This is a genomic window from Rhodococcus sp. NPDC003322 (assembly GCF_053589555.1).
The window spans coordinates 38524-60010 of sequence record NZ_JBSFSC010000002.1; the positions used below are offsets into that span (position 1 = coordinate 38524).

A 21487-nucleotide genomic window follows, 5' to 3' on the forward strand; every position below is an offset into this window, starting at 1 on the left:
CCAGGCTCAGCACCACCGTCACCACGAGCACGAAGACGAAGTGCCCGTCGAAAGGCAGGATGCCGAACACCGGGAACACGATGGACAGCACCAGCAGGTGCCAGATGAACACGCCGTACGACCAGCGCCCGGCCGCCAGCGCGGCCGGGCCCGCGAGCAGCCGGTGCCGGACTCCGTCGCCGAGCACCACCGGGGCGAGCAGCGCGAACGCCAGCACCGCACCGAGCGCGATCTTCACCGCGTACTGCCACGGCGCCGCGCGGACGAGGCCCTCCGGGCCGGCGAGGTCGGTGCAGGAGAGCCCGAACGCGACCACCGCGACCGCGGCCATCACCCCGCGGCGGCGGGCGAACCGGTGCACCGGGCCGTCCGAAAGCATGACGAGTTCGGCGAGCAGCATCCCGGCGCCGAACCACGGCAGGTAACCGGGCAGCCAGTTGTCGGAGTGGATGCCGTCGGGGGTGGGGATCGGCAGGAATCCCCAGCCCAGGCTCACCGCCATTGCCGTGAGCAGCACGGGGATCCGCCACCGCGCCGCCGCGCCGCGCAACCGGACCAGAGCAAACGCCAGCAGCGGCAGCACCAGATAGAACGCCACCTCCACCGACAGGCTCCACATCTGGGTCAAGCCATCGGTCAGTGTCAGCGGCACGAACACCTGCACCAGACCCAGGTTCGCCGCCCACACCTTCCACCCGCCGCCCGCGGCAGGCAGGAAGATCAGTACCACCACGACGACGACCCAATAGGCGGGCAGGATGCGGACCGCGCGGTGCAGGAAGTACCGGCCGGTTCGGGGACGGGCGCCGAGGCCCCGCGCGGCCGCGGCATGCGGACGCCACAACAGGAACCCGGACAGAGCGAAGAACACCGCCACGGCCAGGTCGAATCGCCCCCACACCCGTCCGAGTACCGGTGTCGACACCGCCCCGGTCTGAAAAGCGACGTGGGTGAGCAGCACCCCGAGCGCGGCCAGTCCGCGCATGCCCTCGAGCGCGGGGACGAATCCGCGCGCCGCCAGGTGCGGGGCGGTCGACGGGGTTGCTGTGGGAGCTGCGGTGATATCCATTTCGCGTCCAGTGTGCCCGGCGTGGGACAGATCGGACGTACCGACGAGTTTCGTACCGCGTGCAATATCTGGCGTGCCAGCGCAATCGAGCGCTCGACACTGTTACTGTCTGGGCTCACTGGGTGTCGTTTTGCGACACTCTGCGATCGATGCGGCGCCAGTCACCGCATCACAGGGGCGGCTCATCGGAAGACGGGCTCATCAGGAGACGAAGGAGATTCACGGATGGCGGAACGCTCAGGGCCGAGCAGAACACTCGCCTGCATTCTGGTGGGGCTCGGCGCATTCCTACTGGCAGCCGCTCTGCTGATCCCGACGTACACCGTCGGCAAGCTCAAGAAGACCCCGCTCGACCTCGAGGTCACGACGATCGCCGAGGGCAAGGGTGAGGTCCTCGACTCCAAGTCGCTGACCGCGGGCAAGGCCGTCGTCAACACCGACGTGCCGCTCGTCGCGCAGCGCTACGTCACCGTCGTCGACCCGTCCGACGCCGACCGCATCACCGTCCAGGCCGGTCAGACGCTGCGCCGCACCGACAAGCAGGGCGACACCGGCCTGCTGACCGCGACCATCGACCGCGTCACCCTGGACCGCGTGAGCTCGATGCCGATCCAGGACCCGATCGGCACCATCCAGACCGACGCCAACAAGCCGGCCGAGGAGGTCGAGCACACCGGCCTGCAGTACAAGTGGCCGTTCGACGCCGAGCAGAAGGCGTACCCGTACTTCGACATCAACGCCCGCGAGTCCAAGGACATCGACTTCGTCGAGGAGACGGAGATCAACGGGATGAAGGTGTACCACTACAACCAGAAGGTCGGCCCGGTCGACCTGTCGAAGGTCGTCGCCTCGCCGACCAACAAGCTCTCGCTGCCCGCGGCCACCTGGGGCGTGGAGGGCGGCGACGCCCCCGTCACGATGACCCGCTTCTACGAGAACGAGCGCGACGTGTGGGTCGACCCGGTCACCGGCGTCGTCGTCAAGGGCCAGGAGCAGCTGTACCAGTACTATGCGCGCACCGCGGACAAGCCCGAGGTGACCGTGCTCAAGGCGACGCTGCCGTTCAACGAGGACACCATCGAGTACCAGATCGGGCAGGCGAAGGACGGCCAGGACAAGCTGGCGGTCTTCGGTCGCACCGTGCCGATCATCGCCGGCATCCTCGGCCTGATCTCGCTGATCGCCGGCATCTTCCTCGGCACCCGCGGTGGCCGCGGCGGCGCGAAGCCGGCCGTCGCCGGTGGCGCCCCGGTCGCCCCGGAGGGTGGCACCGCGCCGGACACCTACTCGGGCAACTACAACGAGCCCGACACCGAGCTGATCCCGCGCCACGACTACACCTCCGACGAGACCGTCGAGATCCCGCAGGTCAAGCCCGACCAGGATCCGCCGACCACCCGTCTGTAGACAGATGCAGCGAAGGGCCCGCACTCACCGAGTGCGGGCCCTTCGCGTTGCACCACCCCCGGGGTGACCGAATGGGCCATTCGGTCACTCAGACCGTCCAGGTGACCCATTCGGTCGGTCCCGGCGGGCGTAGGTTGAGGCCGAGGGCTGTATGGCTGCCACCGACCGGCACTGCGAGTTCCGCTTCTACGAGGAGCTGAACGACTTCCTCGCGCCGAGTCTGCGCAGGCGAACCTTCCGGCACGACTTCACCGGCACCCCCTCGGTGAAGGACCGCATCGAGGCGTTCGGGGTGCCGCACACCGAGGTGGACCTGATCCTCGTCGACGGTGCACCCGTCGGATTCGACCGGCTGCTGCGCGGCGGCGAACGGGTCGCGGTGTACCCGGTGTTCGAACGCTTCGACCTGTCGGGAACGACCCGGCTGCGGCCGCGACCACTGCGGCAACCCCGGTTCGTTGCCGACGTGCACCTGGGCCGGCTGGCGTCGTACCTGCGCCTGCTCGGCTTCGACTGCCGGTACCGCAACGACGCCGACGACGCCGACCTGGTCGCGGTGTCCGTCTCCGAGTCACGCACGCTGCTGACCCGCGACGTCGGGCTGCTGCGCCGGTCCGCGGTGACGCGGGGCGCGTTCGTGCACGCCACCGAGCCGCGCCACCAGCTGCGGGAGGTGCTCGACCGGTTCGACCTGCACGGGCGGATCCGGGCGTTGACGAGGTGCGCGCGCTGCAACGGTGTGCTCGACCCGGTCGCGCGGGGTCGGGTGCGGGACCGGGTGCCCGGCAGCGTCGCCCGCGAACAGACCCGGTTCAGCCGGTGCCGCGACTGCGGTCGGGTGTACTGGCCCGGCGGGCACGTCACCCGGCTGCGGCGACGGCTCGCGGAGGTCGGGGTGCGGCTGTGAGCCCGTCGGGACTTCCCCGATGGCCCGTTCGTTCAGTCGGAGCGATCCGATGGGACATTCGGGAACCCAGGGGAGGGCGGTTCGGCGCCGCGCAGTACCAGCAGGCTCGCGGCGGCCGCGGTGACGGCGGCGACGGTGGCCGCGACGGCAATCAGCTGCGACATGCTCGTCACCGCCGTGAGGACCACCGCCACCTCGACCGCCAGACCCAACCAGGCGACGCCCGCCAGCCACGTGCGTTCCCGCGCGATCGCCGACAGCAGCGCACCCTGCAGGACCGCCAGGCAGGCACCGGAGAGCGCGAACGCCCACAGCAGTCCCCGCACCGGAGCGTACGACTCCCCGAGCAACGCGGGGACGAGCGGCGCGACGACCGCGGCCGCGACGACCGTGACGGCGCCGACCGCGACCAGCACGCCGAGCGCCGAGCGCACCGCCTGCGCCGAGTGCTCCGGGTTGGCCATCCGCGGGTACAGCACCACCCCGACCGCGGCGGGCAGCCAGAACGCGACCTTGGTGGCGACCGCGCCGAGTGCGTACTGCCCGGCCTGGTGCTCGTCGAGCACGATCCGCGCGAGCAGCACGTCCACCGACGAGAGCACGATCAACGCGAGCTGCACCTGTGAGGCCCGCAGCACGGCGGCGAGGGCGACCGCGGTCCGTGGGGTCGCGCGCGGCGGCCCGTCTCCGGTGAGCAGCCGCGCAGCGACCGCGACCGCGCCGGTCCCGACCGCGGACGCGGTGAGGGCGGCCCCGGGACCGCCACCGAGCACCAGCACGGCGACCGCGGGTGCCACCTTCCCGATGCCTGCCGCGGCGAGCACCACCGCCAGCGCCGCGAACCTCCCGGCGCCCTGCAGCAGGCCCTGCTCACCGGCCAGGAGCACCAGCATCGGCGCGGTGAGCAGCGCGGCCGCGGTGGCGGCGACCCCGGTGTCCAGGATCGTGGCGATGGGGACGACCAGCAGCGCCGCGAGCACCGCGACGATGGCCGTGGCGCGGGCGGCCAGGCGGCGCAGCGCGGCGTCGTCGCCGCCGAGCACCACCTCCCGCGCGATGACGGTCTGCAGGGCGAGGGCGGGCACCGCGAGGACCAGCTGCGCGGCGGTGAGCGCGGCGAACTCTCCGTACCCGGCCGGGCCGAGCCACCGGGCGGCGAGCAGCGCCAGCAGGTAGGACAGGGCGTTCGCGGTCATCGACCCGGCGGTCACCATCGTCATCCCGGCCACGGCGGAGCCGGCGGCGGGGCGAGGTGTCATCCGCCCATGATGGCACCCGGCCACGCGTGTCCCCCACCGCCGCCCGAATACGCCCGCACGTCCCCTATAACGTGTGGTCCATGATCGAGCGGCCCGTGGGGCTCACCCGGGCCCCCGGGCCCGCACGGCCGGCCCTGTTCCTGGTGCCCGGGTACAGCCTGGCGTTGACGTTGCTGATTCTGGGTCCGCTGCTCGGGCCCGGGTATCTGCTGCTGCGGGACGCGGTGAGCACTCCGCGGTCGTACCTGACGGATTCGGCGTTGGGGATGTCGGACGCGGCGGCCCGGGCGGTGCCGCAGGACGCGGTGGTCGCGGCGGCGTCGACGGTCGTGGACGGCGGCATCGTGGTCAAGGCGATCCTGCTGCTCGCATTGTGGGCGGCCGGGTGGGGCGCGGCGCGCATGGTGGCGGCCCTCCTGCCCTCCGCCGGAACCGCCGCCCGGCTGGTGGCGTCGACGGTGACGCTGTGGAACCCGTATGTCGCCGAGCGCCTGCTGCAGGGGCACTGGAGTCTGCTGGCCGGGTACGCGGCGCTGCCGTGGATCGTGGTGGCGGCGCAGAGGATTCGCCGCGCGCGCACGCTCCGCTCCCCACTGCTGTGGGCCCCACTCGCCCTGCCCCTGGCCGCGGCCGGGCTGACCCCGACCGGCGCGGTGCTGGCATCGCTGCTGACGCTGGTGCTGCTCGCGGCACCGGGCGGCCGGGCCCCGCGCCTGCCTCGTGTCGGCGTCGGGGCGGCGCTCGCGGTCGCGGCGTCGGCGCCGTGGCTGGTCGCGACGGCACTGTCGGGTGCGGGCGCGCAGGGGTCGGATGCGGCCGGGGCGGCGGCGTTCGCGGCGCGCGCGGAGCCGGGACTGGCCACGCTCGGCAGCCTCGCCGGCCTCGGCGGCATCTGGAACGCCGACGCGGTGCCGGGCAGCCGGACGACACCGTGGGCACTGGTCGGCACGGTCGCGCTGCTCGCGGTGGTCGGCTGCGGGCTGCCCGCGCTGTGGCGCAGGCGCGGCAACCCGGTGCTGGTCGCGCTGGCCGTACTCGCGGGGCTCGCGGTGGCGCTGCCCGCGCTCGCGGCGACCGGCCCCGGCCTGGTGGCCGGCGAGTGGGCAATGGTGCACGTGCCCGGGTACGGGTTGCTGCGCGACGCCCAGAAGTGGGTGGCCCTCGCGGTGCCGTTCTACGCGCTGGCCGCGGCCGCGGGTGTCGCGGCGGGCGCGCGTCTGGCACGTCGGGTGTTCGCGCCGGAGCGGACGGGCGGCCGGGAGCGGACCGGGGTCGCCGCCGGGGTCGTGATCGTCGCGGTGCTGCTGTCGCTGCCGGACCTGGCGTGGGGTGTGGGGGGTGCGCTGCGTCCGGTGCACTATCCGACGTCGTGGCAGCAGGTCGCGGCACTGCTCGACGGCGAGGACGGCGACGTCGCGGTGCTTCCGGTGGGCACGTTCCGCCGCTTCCCGTACTCCGGGCCTGCGCCGGTCCTGGATCCCGCGCCGCGGATGCTGCCACTCGACGTGCCGCAGACCGGGCGCCTCCTCGTCCTCCCTTCGGAGCCGACGTTCACCGGCGCCGGGTTCACCGAGATCACCGGGGAGGGTGGCCGGGCCGCGGAGGTCGAGCTCGTGCTGCTCGGCGGGGGCACCGCGGCGGACCTGTCCGCGCTCGGTGTCGGCTGGGTGCTCGTCGAGAAGGGCACCCCGGGCCTGCCCGGCGACCAGGAGTTGCTCGCCGGGCTGGATCACGTCTTCGGCGACGAGCACCTGACCCTCTATCGGGTGCCCGGCGACCCGGCGCCGCAATCGGAGCGCGGTGCGACGCGGATCGCGTTGGCCGCCGCCCACCTGGTGTGGGCGGCGCTGCTAGCGGGCGGCGGACTCGGTTGCGTACTCGGCGTCCGGCATCGCCGCCGGGTCCGCACCGATCAGCCCTGACACGTGGCGGCCGGCGGCGGATTCGGCAAGCACCCGGTGCACGCCGGCCGCGGTCTGCGACCACGAGAACTCCCGCGCCCGCGACCGCGCCTTCTCGCCCAGCTCGGTGCGGTGCTCCGCGTCCAGCAGCAGTTCCTCGACGGCGTCCGTCAGCGCGGTCACGTCCTCGGCGTTGTCGGCCGGATCGGCGACGTCGGCCCCGACCACCAGGCCGGTGACCCCGTCCACGATGGAATCGGTCAGGCCGCGGGAGCTTCGGTAGCCGACGGTCGGTACACCGTGCTGCGCCGCCTCGATCACCGCCAGGCCCCAGCCCTCCTTGCGGGACGGCATCACGTGCACCCAGGCCCGGGAGAGCAGTTCGTGCTTGCGGTGCTCGGACACGTGACCGTGGAAGGTCACCGCGTCCGCGATGCCGAGGTCGGCCGCGCAGGCCCGCAGGTTCTCCTCCCACCAGCCGCCGCCGATGACGTCCAGGTGCAGCGCGGGGATGCGGTCCCGCAACGTCGCGACCGCGGTGAGCGCGTCCTCGATCTGCTTGTGCGGCACCAGCCGTGACAACACGCAGATGCTCGGGTGCGCCGTGCGGGTGCCCGCGTCCCCGACCGGCGCGGTCGCGGGCACCGGGTCGACGCCGTTGCGGACCACGGCGACGCGGCCGCGATCGACGCCGAGCGCGTCGAGCTCCTCCGCGGACGGCAGCGACACCGTCAGGTACTGGTTGCCGCGGTGCAGCCGCGGCGAGAGCCGGGACTCGACCCACCAGCCGATCCGTCCGACCAGCCGGCCGGCCACGGGCCACTGCTCGCGGTGGCAGTGGTGCACGAGCACGGTGCTCGGGGCGCCGGCCACCAGCCGAGCGAAGAAGGGGATGCCGTTCTGGGTGTCGATGACGGCGTCCGGCGCGAGGCCCCTGAGCGGTCCGAAACCGAACCGGCCGGCGGCGATCGCGGCGAGGGCCCGCGGATAGACGGTGAACCGGCCACCACCCCGGCTGATCCGGATACCGTCGACGACTTCCTCGCGCGGGGCGCCCGGATAGGAGGCCGTGCGGAGTGTCACCGAAATGCCGCGCGCGGCCAGACCGGCGCCGACCTGCTCGAGATAGCGTTCGCTGCCGCCGCCCTGGGGATGCCCGGTGTCGCGCCAGCACAACAACAGAACCTCGCGCACGGCACTACTCCTGGACCTCGGGCGTGTCGACCGCGGCGGCGGCCGGTGCACACCTTATCGGCTCAGCCCGGCCTGATGGTGCGGTCCGACCGGACCGTTTCCGGACCGATAGGCTGGCGCCTCGTGACCGCGCTCCCCGTGACCCGCATCTTCGCCCGTCGGGCCACCCTCCGCCGGTCGGTGCACCTGCTGTCGACCTTCAAGTACGAGCAGACCGACCCCGACGTCTTCTACGGCGCCCTGGCCACCGATTCGCTGGAACTGATCGCCGACCTCCACGCGGGCGCGACCGGCCGGACGCTGGACGGGTTGACGGTCCTCGACGTCGGTGGCGGTCCCGGCTACTTCGCCGACGCATTCCGCGGCGCGGGCGCGACCTACGTTCCGGTGGAGCCGGATCCGACGGAGATGCACGCGGCCGGGCTGCCCGCGCACGGCGGCATCCGCGGGTCGGGGATGGCGCTGCCGGTCCGGGACGCGTCCGTCGACATCTGCTTCTCGTCGAACGTCGCCGAGCACGTGCCGGAACCGTGGACGATGGCGGACGAGATGCTGCGGGTCACCCGACCCGGTGGGCTGATGGTGCTGTCGTACACGCTGTGGTGGGGCCCGTTCGGTGGGCACGAGACCGGGCCGTGGCACGCGTTCGGCGGCGAGTACGCGGCCCGCCGTTACGCCCGCAAGCACGGCAGGGAGCCGAAGAACCGGTTCGGGGTGTCGCTGTTCGACGTCGGGGCGGCCGACGGGTTGCGCTGGGCGCGTTCGACTCCGGACGGCGAACTGCTCGCCGCGTTCCCCCGCTACCACCCCCGCTGGGCGTGGTGGCTGGTCAAGGTGCCGTGGGTGCGCGAGATCCTGGTGTCGAACCTCGTCGTCGTCCTGCGCAGGCGCTGACGCACTCTATGGTCGCAGGATGACCGCGCTCGCCCTGGACATCGGTGGCACCAAGTTCGCGGCTGCGCGGGTGCAGCCGGACGGAACGCTGGTCGCCGAGCGCCGCGTCGCGACACCGGGGTCCTACGTGTGGGCGGTCGCCGAGAAGCTGCTGACCGAGGTCGCGGGCGGGCACCGCGTGCGACGGATCGGGATCGGCTCGGCCGGCCCGGTCGACGTCGCGGCCGGCACGGTCGGGCCGCTGAACATCCCCGAGTGGCGCGGCGGCTTCGCACTCGTCGACGCCGTCCGCGGACTGTTCCCCGAAGCGGAGGTCACCCTCGCCATCGACGGCGCCTGCTGCACCCTCGCGGAGTACCGGTTCGGCGCGGGGCGCGGGACCGGGAACCAGATCGGGATGATCGTCTCGACCGGGGTCGGCGGCGGGGTCCTGATCGGCGGCCGGATCGCGGGCGGGCGGACCGGCAACGCCGGCCACATCGGGCACGCCGTGGTGCCGGGCGCCGAGGACGTCGCGTGTGCCTGCGGCGGATTCGGCTGCCTCGAGGCGGTCGCCTCGGGACCGTCGGCGGTGCGCTGGGCGAACGCCCGCGGCTGGTCGGGGTCGACGGGGCTGGAGCTGTCGCGGGCGGCGGACGCGGGTGACGGGGTGGCGCTCGCGGCACTGCACCGGGCGGGAACCGCGGTCGGGACGGCGATCGCATCGGCGGCGGCCCTGCTGGACCTGGACCTCGCGGTGGTCGGCGGCGGGTTCGGTCAGGCCGGCGCCCCGCTGTGGGAGCCGATGCGGGCGGCCGCGCGGCGACATGCGCGGTTGTCGTTCAGCCGCGGGCTGCGGATCGTCCCGGCGGCGCTCGGCGGACGCGCGACGCTGATCGGGGCGGGTGCGTTGACGCTGGTCGACTGACCTTTCGCAATTTCGTTACAGGTCCAACCGAAATGGGGGCTGAATTCACGTCCGGAACTCTGTAACGTGTTCTAGTGTGCTTCTCACCACACTCTGCCTCGACGGCCGGGCGCACCGCCCTGCCCGCGGGGACGACGGAACGAGGGCACCGTGAGCGCAGCAGAAACCGCGTTTGGCGAAGGTGAGAACTTCTCGGAGGTCGCGCGTCCGAGCGATTCGAGACGCGATCCCGAGCAACTTCGCACCGCACTCCAGTCCTGGCTGACCGGCCGCCTACCCGAGGGCGCCGATCCGCGCGTGTGCGAGGTGCACCTCCCCGACGCCAACGGCATGTCGAGCGAGACCATCCTGTTCGACGCCGAGTGGACCGAGGACGGCACGCGCCGCACCCACGATCTGGTCGCCCGCATCGAGCCGGGCGCCACCTCGATGCCGGTGTTCCCGAGCTACGACATGGGCACCCAGTTCGACGTGATGAAGGCGGTCGGTGAACTGTCCGCGGTCCCCGTGCCGGCCACCTACTGGTCCGAACCCGACCCCGCCGCGCTCGGTGCGCCGTTCTTCGTGATGCAGCGCATCGAGGGCGAGGTGCCGCCGGACGTGATGCCCTACAACTTCGGGTCGTGGCTGTCCGAGGCCACCCCCGAGCAGCGACGGGTGCTGCAGGACGCGTCCGTCGAGGTGCTCGCGCAACTGCACGCGATTCCCGACCCGGTTCGGCACTTCGGGTTCCTGCGCCTGCACGACGCGGGATCGAGTGCGGAGGAGTCGTTCCGGGCGCACCTGGCCCGCCAGCGCGGCTACTACGAGTGGGCGACCGCGGACGGACCCCGGTCGCCGCTGATCGAACGGGCCCTGGGCTGGCTCGAGGCGAACGTTCCCGCCGACCCGTCGCCCGCCGTCCTGTGCTGGGGCGACTCGCGGATCGGCAACATCATGTATCGCGACTTCGCGCCGGTCGCGGTCCTCGACTGGGAGATGGCCGCGCTCGGCCCCCGCGAAATGGACGTCGCGTGGATGGTGTTCCTGCACAGGTTCTTCGAGGATCTCGCCACCCTGGCCGGGCTGCCGGGCCTGCCGGACTTCATGCGCCGCGAGGACGTCACCGCCCGGTACGCGACCCTAACCGGACACACTCCCGAGAACCTCGACTACTACAGCGTCTACGCGGCGCTGCGGCACGCGACGATCATGTTCCGCGTGCAGAGCCGGGCGATCGCGTTCGGCCAGTCCGCCCGCCCCGACGACCCGGACGACATGATCCTGCACCGCAAGACGCTCGAAGACATGCTCGACGGCACCTACTGGGCCAGGGCGTCGTGACACCCGCCGCCGGCGAGGAGGCCCGCACCGCTCCCTAGACGCCGCACCACCGACCAGCGTTCCACGAAATCCGCACCAGCAAGGAAGAACTCATGACCGACTACGACAAGCTCTACATCGGCGGCCAGTGGGTGGCGCCGTCCACCGACGAACGCCTCGAGGTGTTCTCCCCCGCCACCGAGGAGCGGGTCGGCAGCGTGCCGGTCGCCGCCCCGGCCGACATCGACGCCGCGATCGCCGCCGCGCGCACCACCCTGGAGTCCGGTGCCTGGCCGCAGACGTCGCCCGCGCAGCGTGCCGAGATCCTCACCAAGGCAGCCAAACTCATCGAGGAGCGCTCCGACGAGCTGTGCTCGCTGATCTCGGCCGAGATGGGTGCGCCGCGGGCCGGGGTCGAACTGATGCAGAAGACCCCGTCGCTGGCCGCCCTGAACGCGTACGCGGGATTCGCGGAGTCGTTCCCGTGGGAGGAGGAGCGCACCGGCGTCTTCGGCACCACCAAGGTCTTCCGTGAGCCGGTCGGCGTCGTCGCCGCGGTCATCGCGTGGAACGTGCCGCTGTTCCTGCTGATCAACAAGCTCGCTCCGGCCGTCCTCGCCGGCTGCACCATGGTGCTCAAGCCCGCACCCGAGACCCCGATGAGCGCGAACCTCGTCGCGGAGATCTTCGCGGAGGCCGGCCTGCCCGAGGGCGTGCTGTCCATCGTTCCCGGCGGCGCGGAAACGGGCGAATACCTGATCTCGCACCCCGACGTCGACAAGGTCACCTTCACCGGCAGCACCGCCGTCGGCCGCAAGATCGGCGCGATCGCCGCGCAGAACCTCAAGCGCTGTTCGCTGGAGCTCGGCGGCAAGTCCGCCGCGATCCTGCTGGAGGACATGGACGTCCCCGCGACCATTCCGATGCTCGTGCTGTCGGGCCTGATGAACTCCGGCCAGGCGTGCGTCGGCCAGACCCGCATCCTGGCGCCGCGCTCGCGCTACGACGAGATCGTCGACGCGATGGTGAACTTCGCCCCGTTCCTGCCGATGGGCATGCCGGACGACCCGGCCGCCCAGCTCGGCCCGATCATCACCGCCAAGCAGCGCGACAAGATCCTCGGCTACATCGAGAAGGGCAAGGCCGAGGGTGCGCGCCTCGTTCTCGGCGGCGGTGTCCCGGCCGGTCTGGAGAAGGGCTACTTCGTCGAGCCGACCATCTTCGCCGACGTCGACAACTCGATGACCATCGCGCGCGAGGAGATCTTCGGCCCCGTCCTGTCGGTGATCCCCTACGACAGCCTCGACGAGGCCATCAAGATCGCCAACGACTCCGACTACGGCCTCGCCGGCTCGGTGTACACCACCGATGTCGAGAAGGGCCTGGAGGTCGCCAAGCAGATCCGCACCGGCACCTACGGAATCAACTGGTACGCCTTCGATCCCGGCGCCCCGTTCGGCGGCTACAAGAACTCCGGCATCGGCCGCGAGAACGGCCCCGAGGGCCTCGACGCCTACTGCGAGCTCAAGTCCGTCCTGATGCCCGCCGGCTACAGCATGTAGTCACGACCTCCACACGCGAACGCGCGCCGCACCGAAAGGTACGGCGCGCGTTCGTGTCTCTGGATCAGCTGCCGCTGCTGCCGCTGCTGCCCTGCGACACGCCGGCCAGGGTGAGCAGGACCGGGATCGCCTCCGGGTTCTCGAGCACCGTGCTGCCGAAGTCGAGAACACCACTGACACTGCCGATGCCGGACGGGACGATCACCGGCTTCATCGCCGTCGCGGCGTCCTTGGTGATCCCGGCGCACGCGCCGACCACGGCGTACACGCCGTCGGGCAGGTTCGAGACCGTCACCGTCACGGACCGATCCAGGATCGTGGTGACCGCCGGCGAGCCCTTGATGACCCCCGAGTTGAGGATCCCGAGGAAGTTGGCCGGGTTGGTGATGTCCGCCAGCATGGCTGAGATCTCGATCGCCCGGCCCGCGTCGACCAGGCCGGCCGCGCACCCGTCGAGCACGCCGGTGTTGGGGTCGGTGAGAGTGAAGGTGACGTCCCCGCCGCTGACCGACGCACTGAGCTCGGGCGCGGTCGCGGTCGCGGCCGACGCCGTCGCAGGCATCGCCAGGGCAAGCGCGGCGGTGGCGGCGGTGATCGCGGCGCCGCCGGCGATCCTCTTCATGGTGGTACTCGGCATCATGGCCCCTTCTCGGTGGTACACACGGAAAGCCGCGGCCACACCGTGTGGCCGCGGCAGCGGTAGAACGTCAGCAGGGTATGCATCCCGTGCCGGAAATAGGCGGAATACGCGGTTGATCGTTAGCAATTCAAGATCAAACTCGTTGCGCGGTGTCGGTCGGACCCGCCGAGTGCATCCGGTCGTATCGTTCGTTCCATGACCGAACGCGACACCGCGGCGGACGCGGACCAGGAGAGCACCCTGACCGTACTGCTCGCCTTCGGGGCGAATCTGGCCATCGCCGTGGCGAAGTCGGTCGCCGCCGCGGTGACCGGATCGGCGTCGATGGTCGCCGAGGCCACCCACTCCTGGGCCGACACCGGCAACGAGGTGCTGCTGCTGATCGCGAACCGGCGGTCCCGGCATGCCGCCGACCGGGCGCACCCGCTCGGCTACGGTCGCGAGGCGTACATCTGGTCGATGTTCGCCGCGCTCGGTCTCTTCGCGCTCGGCTCGGGCGTCTCGATCACGCACGGCGTCCAGGAACTGTTCCACGCGGAGCCGGCCACCGACTTCGACATCGCCTACGCGGTGCTGGGCATCTCGTTCGTGCTGGAGGCGATCTCGTTCCGGCAGGCGTTCCGGCAGGTGCGTGCCGAGGCGGCGACCGCGGACCGAGACCTGTTCGAGCACGCCCTCAAGACGTCCGATCCCACGGTGCGCGCGGTGTTCGCGGAGGACGCGGCCGCGCTGATCGGACTGGTGATCGCGTTCGGCGGCGTGCTGTTGCACCAGCTGACCGGCTCCCCGGTGCCCGACGCCATCGGTTCGATTCTCGTCGGGATTCTCCTCGGCGTGATCGCGGTGATCCTGATCGACCGCAACCGGCGCTTCCTGGTCGGCGAGGAGGCGTCCCCGCAACTCCGTGAGGCCGGCCTGCGGGCACTGCTCGACCTGCCCGAGGTGGACCGGGTGACGATGCTGCGAATGGAGTACCTCGGACCGCGGCAGGTGTATCTCGTGGCGGCCGTCGACCTGGTCGGCGACGACGTCGAGCACACCGTCGCGGAACTTCTCGATCGCTGCGAGAAGGCACTCGAGCGGCATCAGCACATCCGCAAGGCGGTGCTGTCGCTGTCCACCCCCGACGAGCCGGCACTCACGCCCGACAACGCCTGAGAGCCCCCGATCCCGAAATGGCCCACCCGTTCGGTCGGACCGAACGGGTGGGCCATTCAGGAAGTCGCCGGGACGGGGATCAGATGTACATCGCGGGATCGATGTACATGTTCGGGTCGACCAGCTGCTCGTGCTGGCGTCCGCTGCGGTGCCGGACCGTCGCGGGAATCCCCGTCGCGATCGAGTCGGCCGGGACATCGCGGGTGACAACGGCATTCGCCCCGATCGCGCTGTCGTCCCCGATCACCACCGGGCCGAGCACCTTCGCGCCCGCGCCGATCGTGACCCGGTTGCCGATCGTCGGATGCCGCTTGGTCTTCGCCAGCGAACGACCGCCCAGGGTGACGCCGTGGTAGAGCATCACGTCGTCACCGATCTCGGTGGTCTCCCCGATCACCACACCCATGCCGTGGTCGATGAAGAACCGCCGGCCGATCGTCGCACCGGGATGGATCTCGATGCCGGTCAGGAACCGGGTGAACTGCGCCAGCACCCGCGACGGACCGCGAAGCGCGGGCACGGCCCACATGCGGTGCGCGACCCGGTGCGACCAGATGGCGTGCAGCCCCGAGTAGACGAGCGCGTTCTCGGCGTTGCTGCGCGCGGCCGGGTCCTGTCCGCGCGCGGCGTTCAGGTCCTCCCGAACCGTGCGCAGCACTCCCATACCGCTCAGTCCCGGATGTGCTCGAAGAGCGGCGTCGAGATGTAGCGCTCACCGAAGTCCGGGATGACCACGACGATCAGCTTGCCTGCGTTCTCCGGACGCTTGGCCAGCTCCAGCGCACCCCAGACGTTGGCGCCTGCGGAGATGCCGCCGAGGATGCCCTCGTCCGTGCCGAGGCTGCGGGCCGTGGTGATGGCGTCGTCGAACTTGACGTCGATGATCTCGTCGTAGACCTCGCGGTCGAGGATGTCGGGCACGAAGTTCGGGCCCAGACCCTGGATCTTGTGCGGGCCGGGCTGGCCGCCGGTCAGGATCGGCGAGTCGGCAGGCTCGACACCGACGATCTGCACTCCGGGCTTGCGCTCGCGCAGCACCTGGCCGACACCGGTGAGGGTGCCGCCGGTACCGATGCCCGCGACGAAGATGTCGACCGCACCGTCGGTGTCGGCCCAGACCTCCTCGGCGGTGGTGGCCCGGTGGATGGCCGGGTTGGCCGGGTTCGCGAACTGGCGGGCGAGGATCGCGTTGTCGGTCTGCCCGACGATCTCCTCGGCCTTCTTCACGGCGCCGGCCATGCCCTCGGCGCCCGGGGTGAGCACGATCTCGGCGCCGTACGCGCGCAGCATCACGCGACGCTCGGTGGACATGGTCTCCGGCATCGTCAGGATCACCTTGTAGCCGCGGGCCGCCGCGACCATCGCCAGCGCGATACCGGTGTTGCCGGAGGTGCCCTCGACGATGGTGCCGCCGGGCTTGAGCTCGCCCGACTTCTCGGCGGCGTCGATGATCGCGACACCGATCCGGTCCTTGACGCTGTTGGCCGGGTTGTAGAACTCCAGCTTCGCGACGACCTGCGCCTGCGTGCCGTCCGTCAGTCGGTTCAGGCGGACGAGCGGCGTGCGCCCGACCAGCTCGGTGACGTTGTTGTAGATCTGGCTCATCGCTGATCCTCTCCCCGTGCGTATACGCCGGGCGTCGCTGTTCGTTGCATGTATTCCACCACTGCCACTCGAACCGACCCACACCGGCTCCCGAAACAACCGAAGGGAGCCCCCGATCGGTCGGACCGATCGAAGACTCCCTTCAACGTGAAGCGGCGTGACTCAGCCGAGGCGCTGCTTGAGGGCCTCGAACTCGTCGCGGACACCGGACGGCACCTTCTCACCGAGGAACTCGAACCACTCCTCGATCAGCGGCAGCTCCGCCTTCCACTCGTCGACGCTCACCGCGAGGGCCTCGTCGACGTCGGCGGCGACGACATCGAGACCGTCCAGCTCGAGATCCGCCGCGGTCGGCACGAAGCCGATCGGGGTGGTCTGCGCGCCGGCCTTGTGCTCGATGCGGTCCACGATCCACTTGAGGACGCGGGAGTTCTCACCGAACCCGGGCCACAGGAACCGGCCGTCCTCACCGCGACGGAACCAGTTCACGTAGAAGATCTTCGGCAGCTTGTCGGCGTCGGCGTTCTTGCCGAGGGTGATCCAGTGGTTGATGTAGTCACCGGCGTTGTAGCCGATGAACGGGATCATCGCCATCGGGTCACGGCGGACCGAACCGACCTTGCCCTCGGCCGCGGCGGTCTGCTCGGACGACAGGGTCGCGCCGAGGAAGGTGCCGTGCTGCCAGTCGAAGGACTCGCTGACCAGCGGGACCGTCGTCTTGCGGCGGCCACCGAACAGGATCGCCGAGATCGGCACACCCTGCGGGTCGTCCCACTCGGGGGCCAGGATCGGGCACTGCGACATCGGGGTGCAGTAGCGCGAGTTCGGGTGGGCGGCCTTCTCGCCGGACTCGGGGGTCCAGTCGTTGCCCTTCCAGTCGATCAGGTGCTGCGGGTCGCCCTCGAGGCCCTCCCACCAGACGTCGCCGTCGTCGGTCAGCGCCACGTTGGTGTACAGCGTGTTGCCGGCCTCGACCGTCTTCATCGCGTTCGGGTTCGAGCCGTGGTTGGTGCCCGGCGCGACGCCGAAGAAGCCGAACTCCGGGTTCACCGCGTACAGGCGGCCGTCCTCACCGAACCGCATCCACGCGATGTCGTCGCCGAGGGTCTCGGCACGCCAGCCGGGGATGGTCGGCTGGATCATCGCGAGGTTCGTCTTGCCACACGCGGACGGGAACGCGGCCGCGATGTAGTAGTTCTTGTTCTCCGGCGAGATCAGCTTGAGGATGAGCATGTGCTCGGCCAGCCAGCCCTCGTCGTGGGCCATCGCCGACGCGATGCGCAGGGAGTAGCACTTCTTGCCGAGCAGGGCGTTGCCGCCGTAGCCGGACCCGTAGGACCAGATCTCCCGGTCCTCGGGGAAGTGGGTGATGTACTTGGTGTCGTTGCACGGCCACGGCACGTCGGCCTGGCCCTCGGCCAGCGGCGCACCCACCGAGTGCAGCGCCTTCACGAACGGCTTGTCGGTGCCGAGCTTGTCCAGGGCGGCCTGACCCATGCGGGTCATGATGCGCATCGAGACGACGACGTACTCGGAGTCGGTGATCTCGACTCCCAGCTTCGGGTCCTCGGCGCCGAGCGGGCCCATGCAGAACGGCACCACGTACATGGTGCGGCCGCGCATGCTGCCGCGGTACAGATCGGTCATCAGGCCGCGCATCTCGGCCGGATCCATCCAGTTGTTGGTGGGGCCGGCGTCGATCTCTTCGCGCGAGCAGATGTAGGTGCGGGACTCGACGCGCGCCACGTCGGACGGGTCGGAGTTGCCGAGGAACGAGTTCGGCTTCTTCTCGTCGTTGAGACGGGTGAAGGTGCCGGCCTCGACCAGCTTGGTGGTCAGCCGGTCCCACTCCTCGTCCGAACCGTCGGCGAAGACGACGCTGTCGGGCTGCGTCAGCTCCGCCACCTCACGAACCCAGGCGAGAAGTTCGCCGTGCGAGGTGGGCGCGGGGTCGGTGCCATTCAGACCGGGAATGGTCGCTGAGGTCATCAAACTCTCCCTGGGGTGTTCCGGAATCGATTCACCGCGCCCCGCCCTCCGGCGGTGCTCGATGTAGCGCGATTGACCCCTCTCGGCGGGGCACTACCCGCTGTTCCGTCTCCGTGTGCGAGTGGTTTCACACGGTCGACGACGACGCGGGCGCCGGGTGTCCTGGTAAGAGGTTAGCGCTGCAGGTCCGCGTGGTGGGAATCGGGTCACGTCCGATCGGTCACAGGACCGATTCAGTGATCTGGCACGGCCGTCACACGACTCCGGCGGTGACGACCGAAGTCGTCACCGCCGGAGTCGGTTGTGGTGCTCTCGGATCAGCTGAGGCTGCCCTCGATCACCTTCAGAATGGTGTCGCCGAGGACGTCGCTGATCGAACCGGTCGAGGACAGCTGTCCCTCGGCCGAACCGGTTCCGGTCTCGTCCGCGACGCTGAGCACGGTCTCACCGGCGTTGGGCAGGCGGACCTTGAAGCACGCGGTCAGGTCCGGCAGCTCGTTGCTGACGCCGACGGTGCCAGCGACGCCGACGCCACCGCTGGTGATCGCCGTGCCGGGGGTCGAGTCCTTCGGAACCACGTAGGTCGTCTCGAGAGTGACCGGGTTACCGGAGTTGACGAACCACCCGGTGCTGGTGAACTTGTAGCCGGCTCCGTTCGGGGTCGCGGTCACCTCCTCGGGCTGCTGACCGCCGATTGCGTTGAAGGCGGTGATGACCGACTTGACGGGCGCACCGAATCCGGTGGGCGGGAACTCGGTGATGGTGTTGACGTACGGGTTGCCGATGCTGGTGGTACCGATCACCGTCTTGTAGGTGACCTGGGTGCCACCCGCGGCCTCCGTGACGTTGACCGAGCGGTCGTAGGTGTGGGTGATCCACACGGTGCTGGCGTTGTTCTTCTCGGCGTGGCTGGACTGGTTGCAGTCGGCGGCGCTGGCGACACCGGTTCCGAGGCCGAGGCCGACGACCGCGCCTGCGGCGACGAGGGCACCGGAGGCGGCGACAGCAGTGATCCGGCGCATCGAGGATCGGGACATGTAGATCTCCGTTTCGATCAGGTACAGGCCCCGCGCATCCCACCGCGGTCGGCCCGGTGAAGGTGTGACATGTGCGTGATCGTCGTTACGCACCCGACCTTTATACGGACATCCGTCCAGTTTGCTGAGCGTTTTCGGAAATTCCGATACGCATCCGCTCGTATACGACGCCGCGCGGCCGCGCTCACAGCTGTCCGAGGTCGGTGCGGTCCCAGCGCACCGTGCCGTCGGCGTCCCGCCGTGGCTCCCAGGCCGCGTACCCGCCGTCCCCCTCGACCCTGGTCAGGTGGTCCGCGCGGCCGTCGCCGTCGAGGTCGGACACGACCGTCACCCCGTCCGCATCCGCGAACGCCCGGGTGTCGAGGATCCCGTCGCCGTCGAGGTCGACGGTCGGATCGAACAGGACGATGTCCCCGTCCGCCGGACCCGACTCCACCGACACGGAGTGTTCTCCGAGCAACCCCATCATCAGGATCTCGTCCTGCATCGCCGCCACCCTCCCTCGTCACACCGGCCCGTCCCCGAGACCGGTCACTGCCGACTTGGACGCACCACTCCGTCCCCCGGTTCCGCCAGCGCCCGGTCGATCACCGCGAGGTCCCGCTCCACAGCTGCCACCCGGCCCGAGGTGCGGGCCAGGTTCTCCCTCAGCGCCCGGTCCAGGTCGGCGAGCGCCGGCTCGGTCGCCGCGACCCGCTGCCGGTGGGCGCGGCCGATCGCCTCGCCGATCTCGGCCTCGGTGTCGACGAGGCGGGTCAGCACCCGCTGTTCGAGCCCGGAACGCACCTGCGCCATCGCCTCCGCGATCCACTGCCGCAGGTGTGCACGATCGGCGGCCACGCGGCGCATCCGCGTCAGCCACCAGGCGGCGAGTGCGCCGAGGAGCAGGGTCACCGGGACGGCGATCAGGTCGAACACCGCACTGCCCGCCATCGGGGACATGACCAGCCTGCCCAGGCCCGCCCCCGCGGATGCCCCGACGACGATCACCATCCGCTCCTCGACGCCCCGGTGCCGCGGCTGCGGATCCACCACGGCCGGCGGCGGCCGGTTCGGACCGGCCACCGGGTGCGTCTCTCCCAGCACCTGGGTTCCCAGCCCGGTCAGCGCGACGCTCGTAGCCGCGTCCAGTTCGACGGTCAACGCCGCGACCTCGTCGCGCAGCCGTTGCGGGACCTCGCGGAGTGAGTCCTCGTCGGACCGGTCGAGTCCGGCGCGCAGCGTGGTCGCGGCCGCGCGCACCCGGTCGCCGACCTGATGTGTGAGGTCGACCCGGGCCAGCGCGGTCAGCCGGCGCAGCGCGGCGAGGCCCTCGGCGCGGACGTCGTCACGGTCCGCGATCAGGGCAGTGCGCCGTTCCCGCAGCCGCGGCGTGTCGTCGTCACGCCGCAGGTCGGCGGCGGCCTCGGCCACGATCGCGCGGGTCCGTTCGAGGACGGCGCGGCGCGGGTGCCCGGGATCGGCGCCGCACAGGGCCTCGTCGACCGCGGCCCGCAGTTCCGGCAGCCCGCGGCCGGTCACGGCGGACACCGGCAGGATCGGGTGCCGCGCGACCGCGGGCATGTGTTCGGAAAGCAGCGCGGCGTCGCGGCCGAGCACCGACGGCCAGTCCCAGTGCGCGTCGACCCGAGTCAGCGCGCACACCACCGTCGTCCCGCTCGCCGCGACCGATTCGAGCAGCGAAAGTTCCTCCCGTCCGAGCGGGGCCGCGGCGTCGAACACCGTCACCGTCACGGTCGCCACGGGATCCGGGCCGTCGACGACCCGGAGGTCGGGCAGCAATTCGCCGAGCCGCGTGGACAGGGTGCTGCGACCGGTTCCGGGCAGGCCGGCGACAGCGACAACCGGCGCGGACGACTCGTGGACGCCGGGGTGCCACCGGCGCAGGACCCGGTCGATCTCCCCGTCAGGCACGACGCACCAACCGGCGAACGGCCGCGCGGTGCCCGGCAAGGGCGGCACGGGCGGAGTCCGCGTCGGACGCGGTGTTCAGCCGGACCCGCCAGCGCGACGCCTCGTCGCCGGCGTCCCCGTCCTCGGCGGACACGCCGGTCGCGGAGGCCGCGAGCCACACGGCGTCGTCGGAGGCGAGGAGGTCCTCGACCGCGTCGCGCAGGCCCGCCACCCCGGCCAGCGACCGCAGGAGCGTCAGCAGGGCCGCCGCCCGATCGGCCCGGACCGCGGCGACCCGCACCGCGAGCACGTCGCGAACCGCGCCGAGACCGCGGACGGCGCCGACCGCCGTCACCGGCAGGCACGGCGCGCCGAGCGCGACCGCCGCCCGGGACGCGGCCCCGGCCGGGTCGGTCAGCGTGTCCGCCTTCGTGAGCACCACCACCAGTCGCCCACCGGCGGCATCCGCGGCGGCCCGGTCGGCACCTCGCGGCGGGTCGAGCACGGTCAGGACCACGACGTCTCCGGTGGGGACCGGGTCGGCCGCCCCCGGGCGGTCCCACGCCTCGGACTCGACCACCTCGGCACCGGGTACCGGCCCCAGCGCGGCAACCAGGGCGGACCGGCCGACGCCGGCACGGCCGGTCACCTCGATCCGCACCGGCGCACACACGGCTCCGACGAGCCTGTCGAGGTCCGCTGCAGCGCCCGTGTCGAGTGCCGACCGCACCCGTTGCAGGACCGTTTTCGTCGACGCCATCGC

At 71.3% G+C, this 21487-nt stretch carries 18 protein-coding genes and 1 pseudogene; 8 read left to right on the top strand and 11 right to left on the bottom strand.

Going from position 1 to position 21487, the window contains the following annotated elements:
- Window positions 1-7 precede the first annotated feature (7 nt).
- Window positions 8-1069: pseudogene (locus ACWDUM_RS06590) on the bottom strand (acyltransferase family protein); the annotation flags it as partial.
- A 225-nt stretch (window positions 1070-1294) separates the two neighbouring features.
- Here ACWDUM_RS06590 and ACWDUM_RS06595 point away from each other — a divergent pair.
- Together ACWDUM_RS06595 and ACWDUM_RS06600 are read left to right on the top strand one after the other, a co-directional pair.
- Window positions 1295-2476, top strand: a complete 1182-nt coding sequence (locus tag ACWDUM_RS06595) for a DUF3068 domain-containing protein (protein WP_450133362.1) — start codon at window positions 1295-1297, stop codon at window positions 2474-2476.
- A gap of 151 nt (window positions 2477-2627) precedes the next feature.
- Window positions 2628-3383, top strand: coding sequence for a Mut7-C RNAse domain-containing protein (locus tag ACWDUM_RS06600; protein ID WP_450133363.1), 756 nt, complete (start codon window positions 2628-2630; stop codon window positions 3381-3383).
- Window positions 3384-3415: 32 nt separating this feature from the next.
- Here the strand turns inward: ACWDUM_RS06600 and ACWDUM_RS06605 are convergent, their stop codons facing one another.
- Window positions 3416-4642, bottom strand: coding sequence for a polysaccharide biosynthesis protein (locus tag ACWDUM_RS06605; protein WP_450133364.1), 1227 nt, complete (start codon window positions 4640-4642; stop codon window positions 3416-3418).
- 80 nt (window positions 4643-4722) lie between these two features.
- Between ACWDUM_RS06605 and ACWDUM_RS06610 the strand changes: the two genes are divergently transcribed.
- Window positions 4723-6564, top strand: coding sequence for a hypothetical protein (locus tag ACWDUM_RS06610; protein ID WP_450133365.1), 1842 nt, complete (start codon window positions 4723-4725; stop codon window positions 6562-6564).
- On the opposite strand, the gene ACWDUM_RS06615 is transcribed toward ACWDUM_RS06610, so the two are convergent.
- Complete coding sequence (locus ACWDUM_RS06615; protein ID WP_450133366.1) at window positions 6493-7737, bottom strand: glycosyltransferase family 4 protein; 1245 nt, start codon at window positions 7735-7737, stop codon at window positions 6493-6495. The genes ACWDUM_RS06610 and ACWDUM_RS06615 overlap by 72 nt on opposite strands.
- Before the next feature lie 138 nt (window positions 7738-7875).
- Between ACWDUM_RS06615 and ACWDUM_RS06620 the strand changes: the two genes are divergently transcribed.
- From ACWDUM_RS06620 to ACWDUM_RS06635, 4 genes are all read left to right on the top strand, one after another.
- Entirely contained in the window at window positions 7876-8631 is a 756-nt protein-coding gene (locus tag ACWDUM_RS06620) for a class I SAM-dependent methyltransferase (protein WP_450112060.1), read from the top strand.
- 19 nt (window positions 8632-8650) lie between these two features.
- Window positions 8651-9538 carry an ROK family protein gene (locus ACWDUM_RS06625; protein WP_450133367.1) on the top strand — a complete coding sequence of 296 codons (888 nt, stop codon included), beginning with the start codon at window positions 8651-8653 and terminating at the stop codon, window positions 9536-9538.
- A gap of 150 nt (window positions 9539-9688) precedes the next feature.
- Window positions 9689-10861 (top strand): phosphotransferase family protein, encoded by a 1173-nt coding sequence (locus ACWDUM_RS06630; protein ID WP_450133368.1) that lies wholly within the window; start codon window positions 9689-9691, stop codon window positions 10859-10861.
- Window positions 10862-10953: 92 nt separating this feature from the next.
- Window positions 10954-12402: an aldehyde dehydrogenase gene (locus ACWDUM_RS06635; protein ID WP_450133369.1), complete on the top strand. Its 1449-nt coding sequence runs from the start codon at window positions 10954-10956 to the stop codon at window positions 12400-12402.
- Between the two features lie 64 nt (window positions 12403-12466).
- Here ACWDUM_RS06635 and ACWDUM_RS06640 read toward each other — a convergent pair whose 3' ends face one another.
- Window positions 12467-13039, bottom strand: a complete 573-nt coding sequence (locus ACWDUM_RS06640) for a hypothetical protein (RefSeq protein WP_450112005.1) — start codon at window positions 13037-13039, stop codon at window positions 12467-12469.
- Window positions 13040-13237: 198 nt separating this feature from the next.
- On the opposite strand from ACWDUM_RS06640, the gene ACWDUM_RS06645 reads away from it, so the two are divergent.
- Window positions 13238-14200, top strand: coding sequence for a cation diffusion facilitator family transporter (locus tag ACWDUM_RS06645; RefSeq protein WP_450133370.1), 963 nt, complete (start codon window positions 13238-13240; stop codon window positions 14198-14200).
- 79 nt (window positions 14201-14279) lie between these two features.
- Here the strand turns inward: ACWDUM_RS06645 and epsC are convergent, their stop codons facing one another.
- From epsC to ACWDUM_RS06680, 7 genes are all read right to left on the bottom strand, one after another.
- Entirely contained in the window at window positions 14280-14864 is a 585-nt protein-coding gene (gene epsC, locus ACWDUM_RS06650; protein WP_450112003.1) for a serine O-acetyltransferase EpsC, read from the bottom strand.
- 5 nt (window positions 14865-14869) lie between these two features.
- Window positions 14870-15805: a cysteine synthase A gene (gene cysK / locus ACWDUM_RS06655; protein WP_450112002.1), complete on the bottom strand. Its 936-nt coding sequence runs from the start codon at window positions 15803-15805 to the stop codon at window positions 14870-14872.
- Window positions 15806-15967: 162 nt separating this feature from the next.
- Window positions 15968-17794: a phosphoenolpyruvate carboxykinase (GTP) gene (locus ACWDUM_RS06660; protein ID WP_450112001.1), complete on the bottom strand. Its 1827-nt coding sequence runs from the start codon at window positions 17792-17794 to the stop codon at window positions 15968-15970.
- Window positions 17795-18111: 317 nt separating this feature from the next.
- Window positions 18112-18831, bottom strand: coding sequence for a hypothetical protein (locus ACWDUM_RS06665; protein ID WP_450112000.1), 720 nt, complete (start codon window positions 18829-18831; stop codon window positions 18112-18114).
- Window positions 18832-19015: 184 nt separating this feature from the next.
- Window positions 19016-19318 carry a DUF6802 family protein gene (locus ACWDUM_RS06670; RefSeq protein WP_450133371.1) on the bottom strand — a complete coding sequence of 101 codons (303 nt, stop codon included), beginning with the start codon at window positions 19316-19318 and terminating at the stop codon, window positions 19016-19018.
- Window positions 19319-19362: 44 nt separating this feature from the next.
- Window positions 19363-20745: a hypothetical protein gene (locus ACWDUM_RS06675; RefSeq protein ID WP_450133372.1), complete on the bottom strand. Its 1383-nt coding sequence runs from the start codon at window positions 20743-20745 to the stop codon at window positions 19363-19365.
- Entirely contained in the window at window positions 20738-21484 is a 747-nt protein-coding gene (locus ACWDUM_RS06680) for a hypothetical protein (protein WP_450133373.1), read from the bottom strand. The genes ACWDUM_RS06675 and ACWDUM_RS06680 overlap by 8 nt, the downstream gene beginning before the upstream one ends.
- Window positions 21485-21487 lie beyond the last annotated feature (3 nt).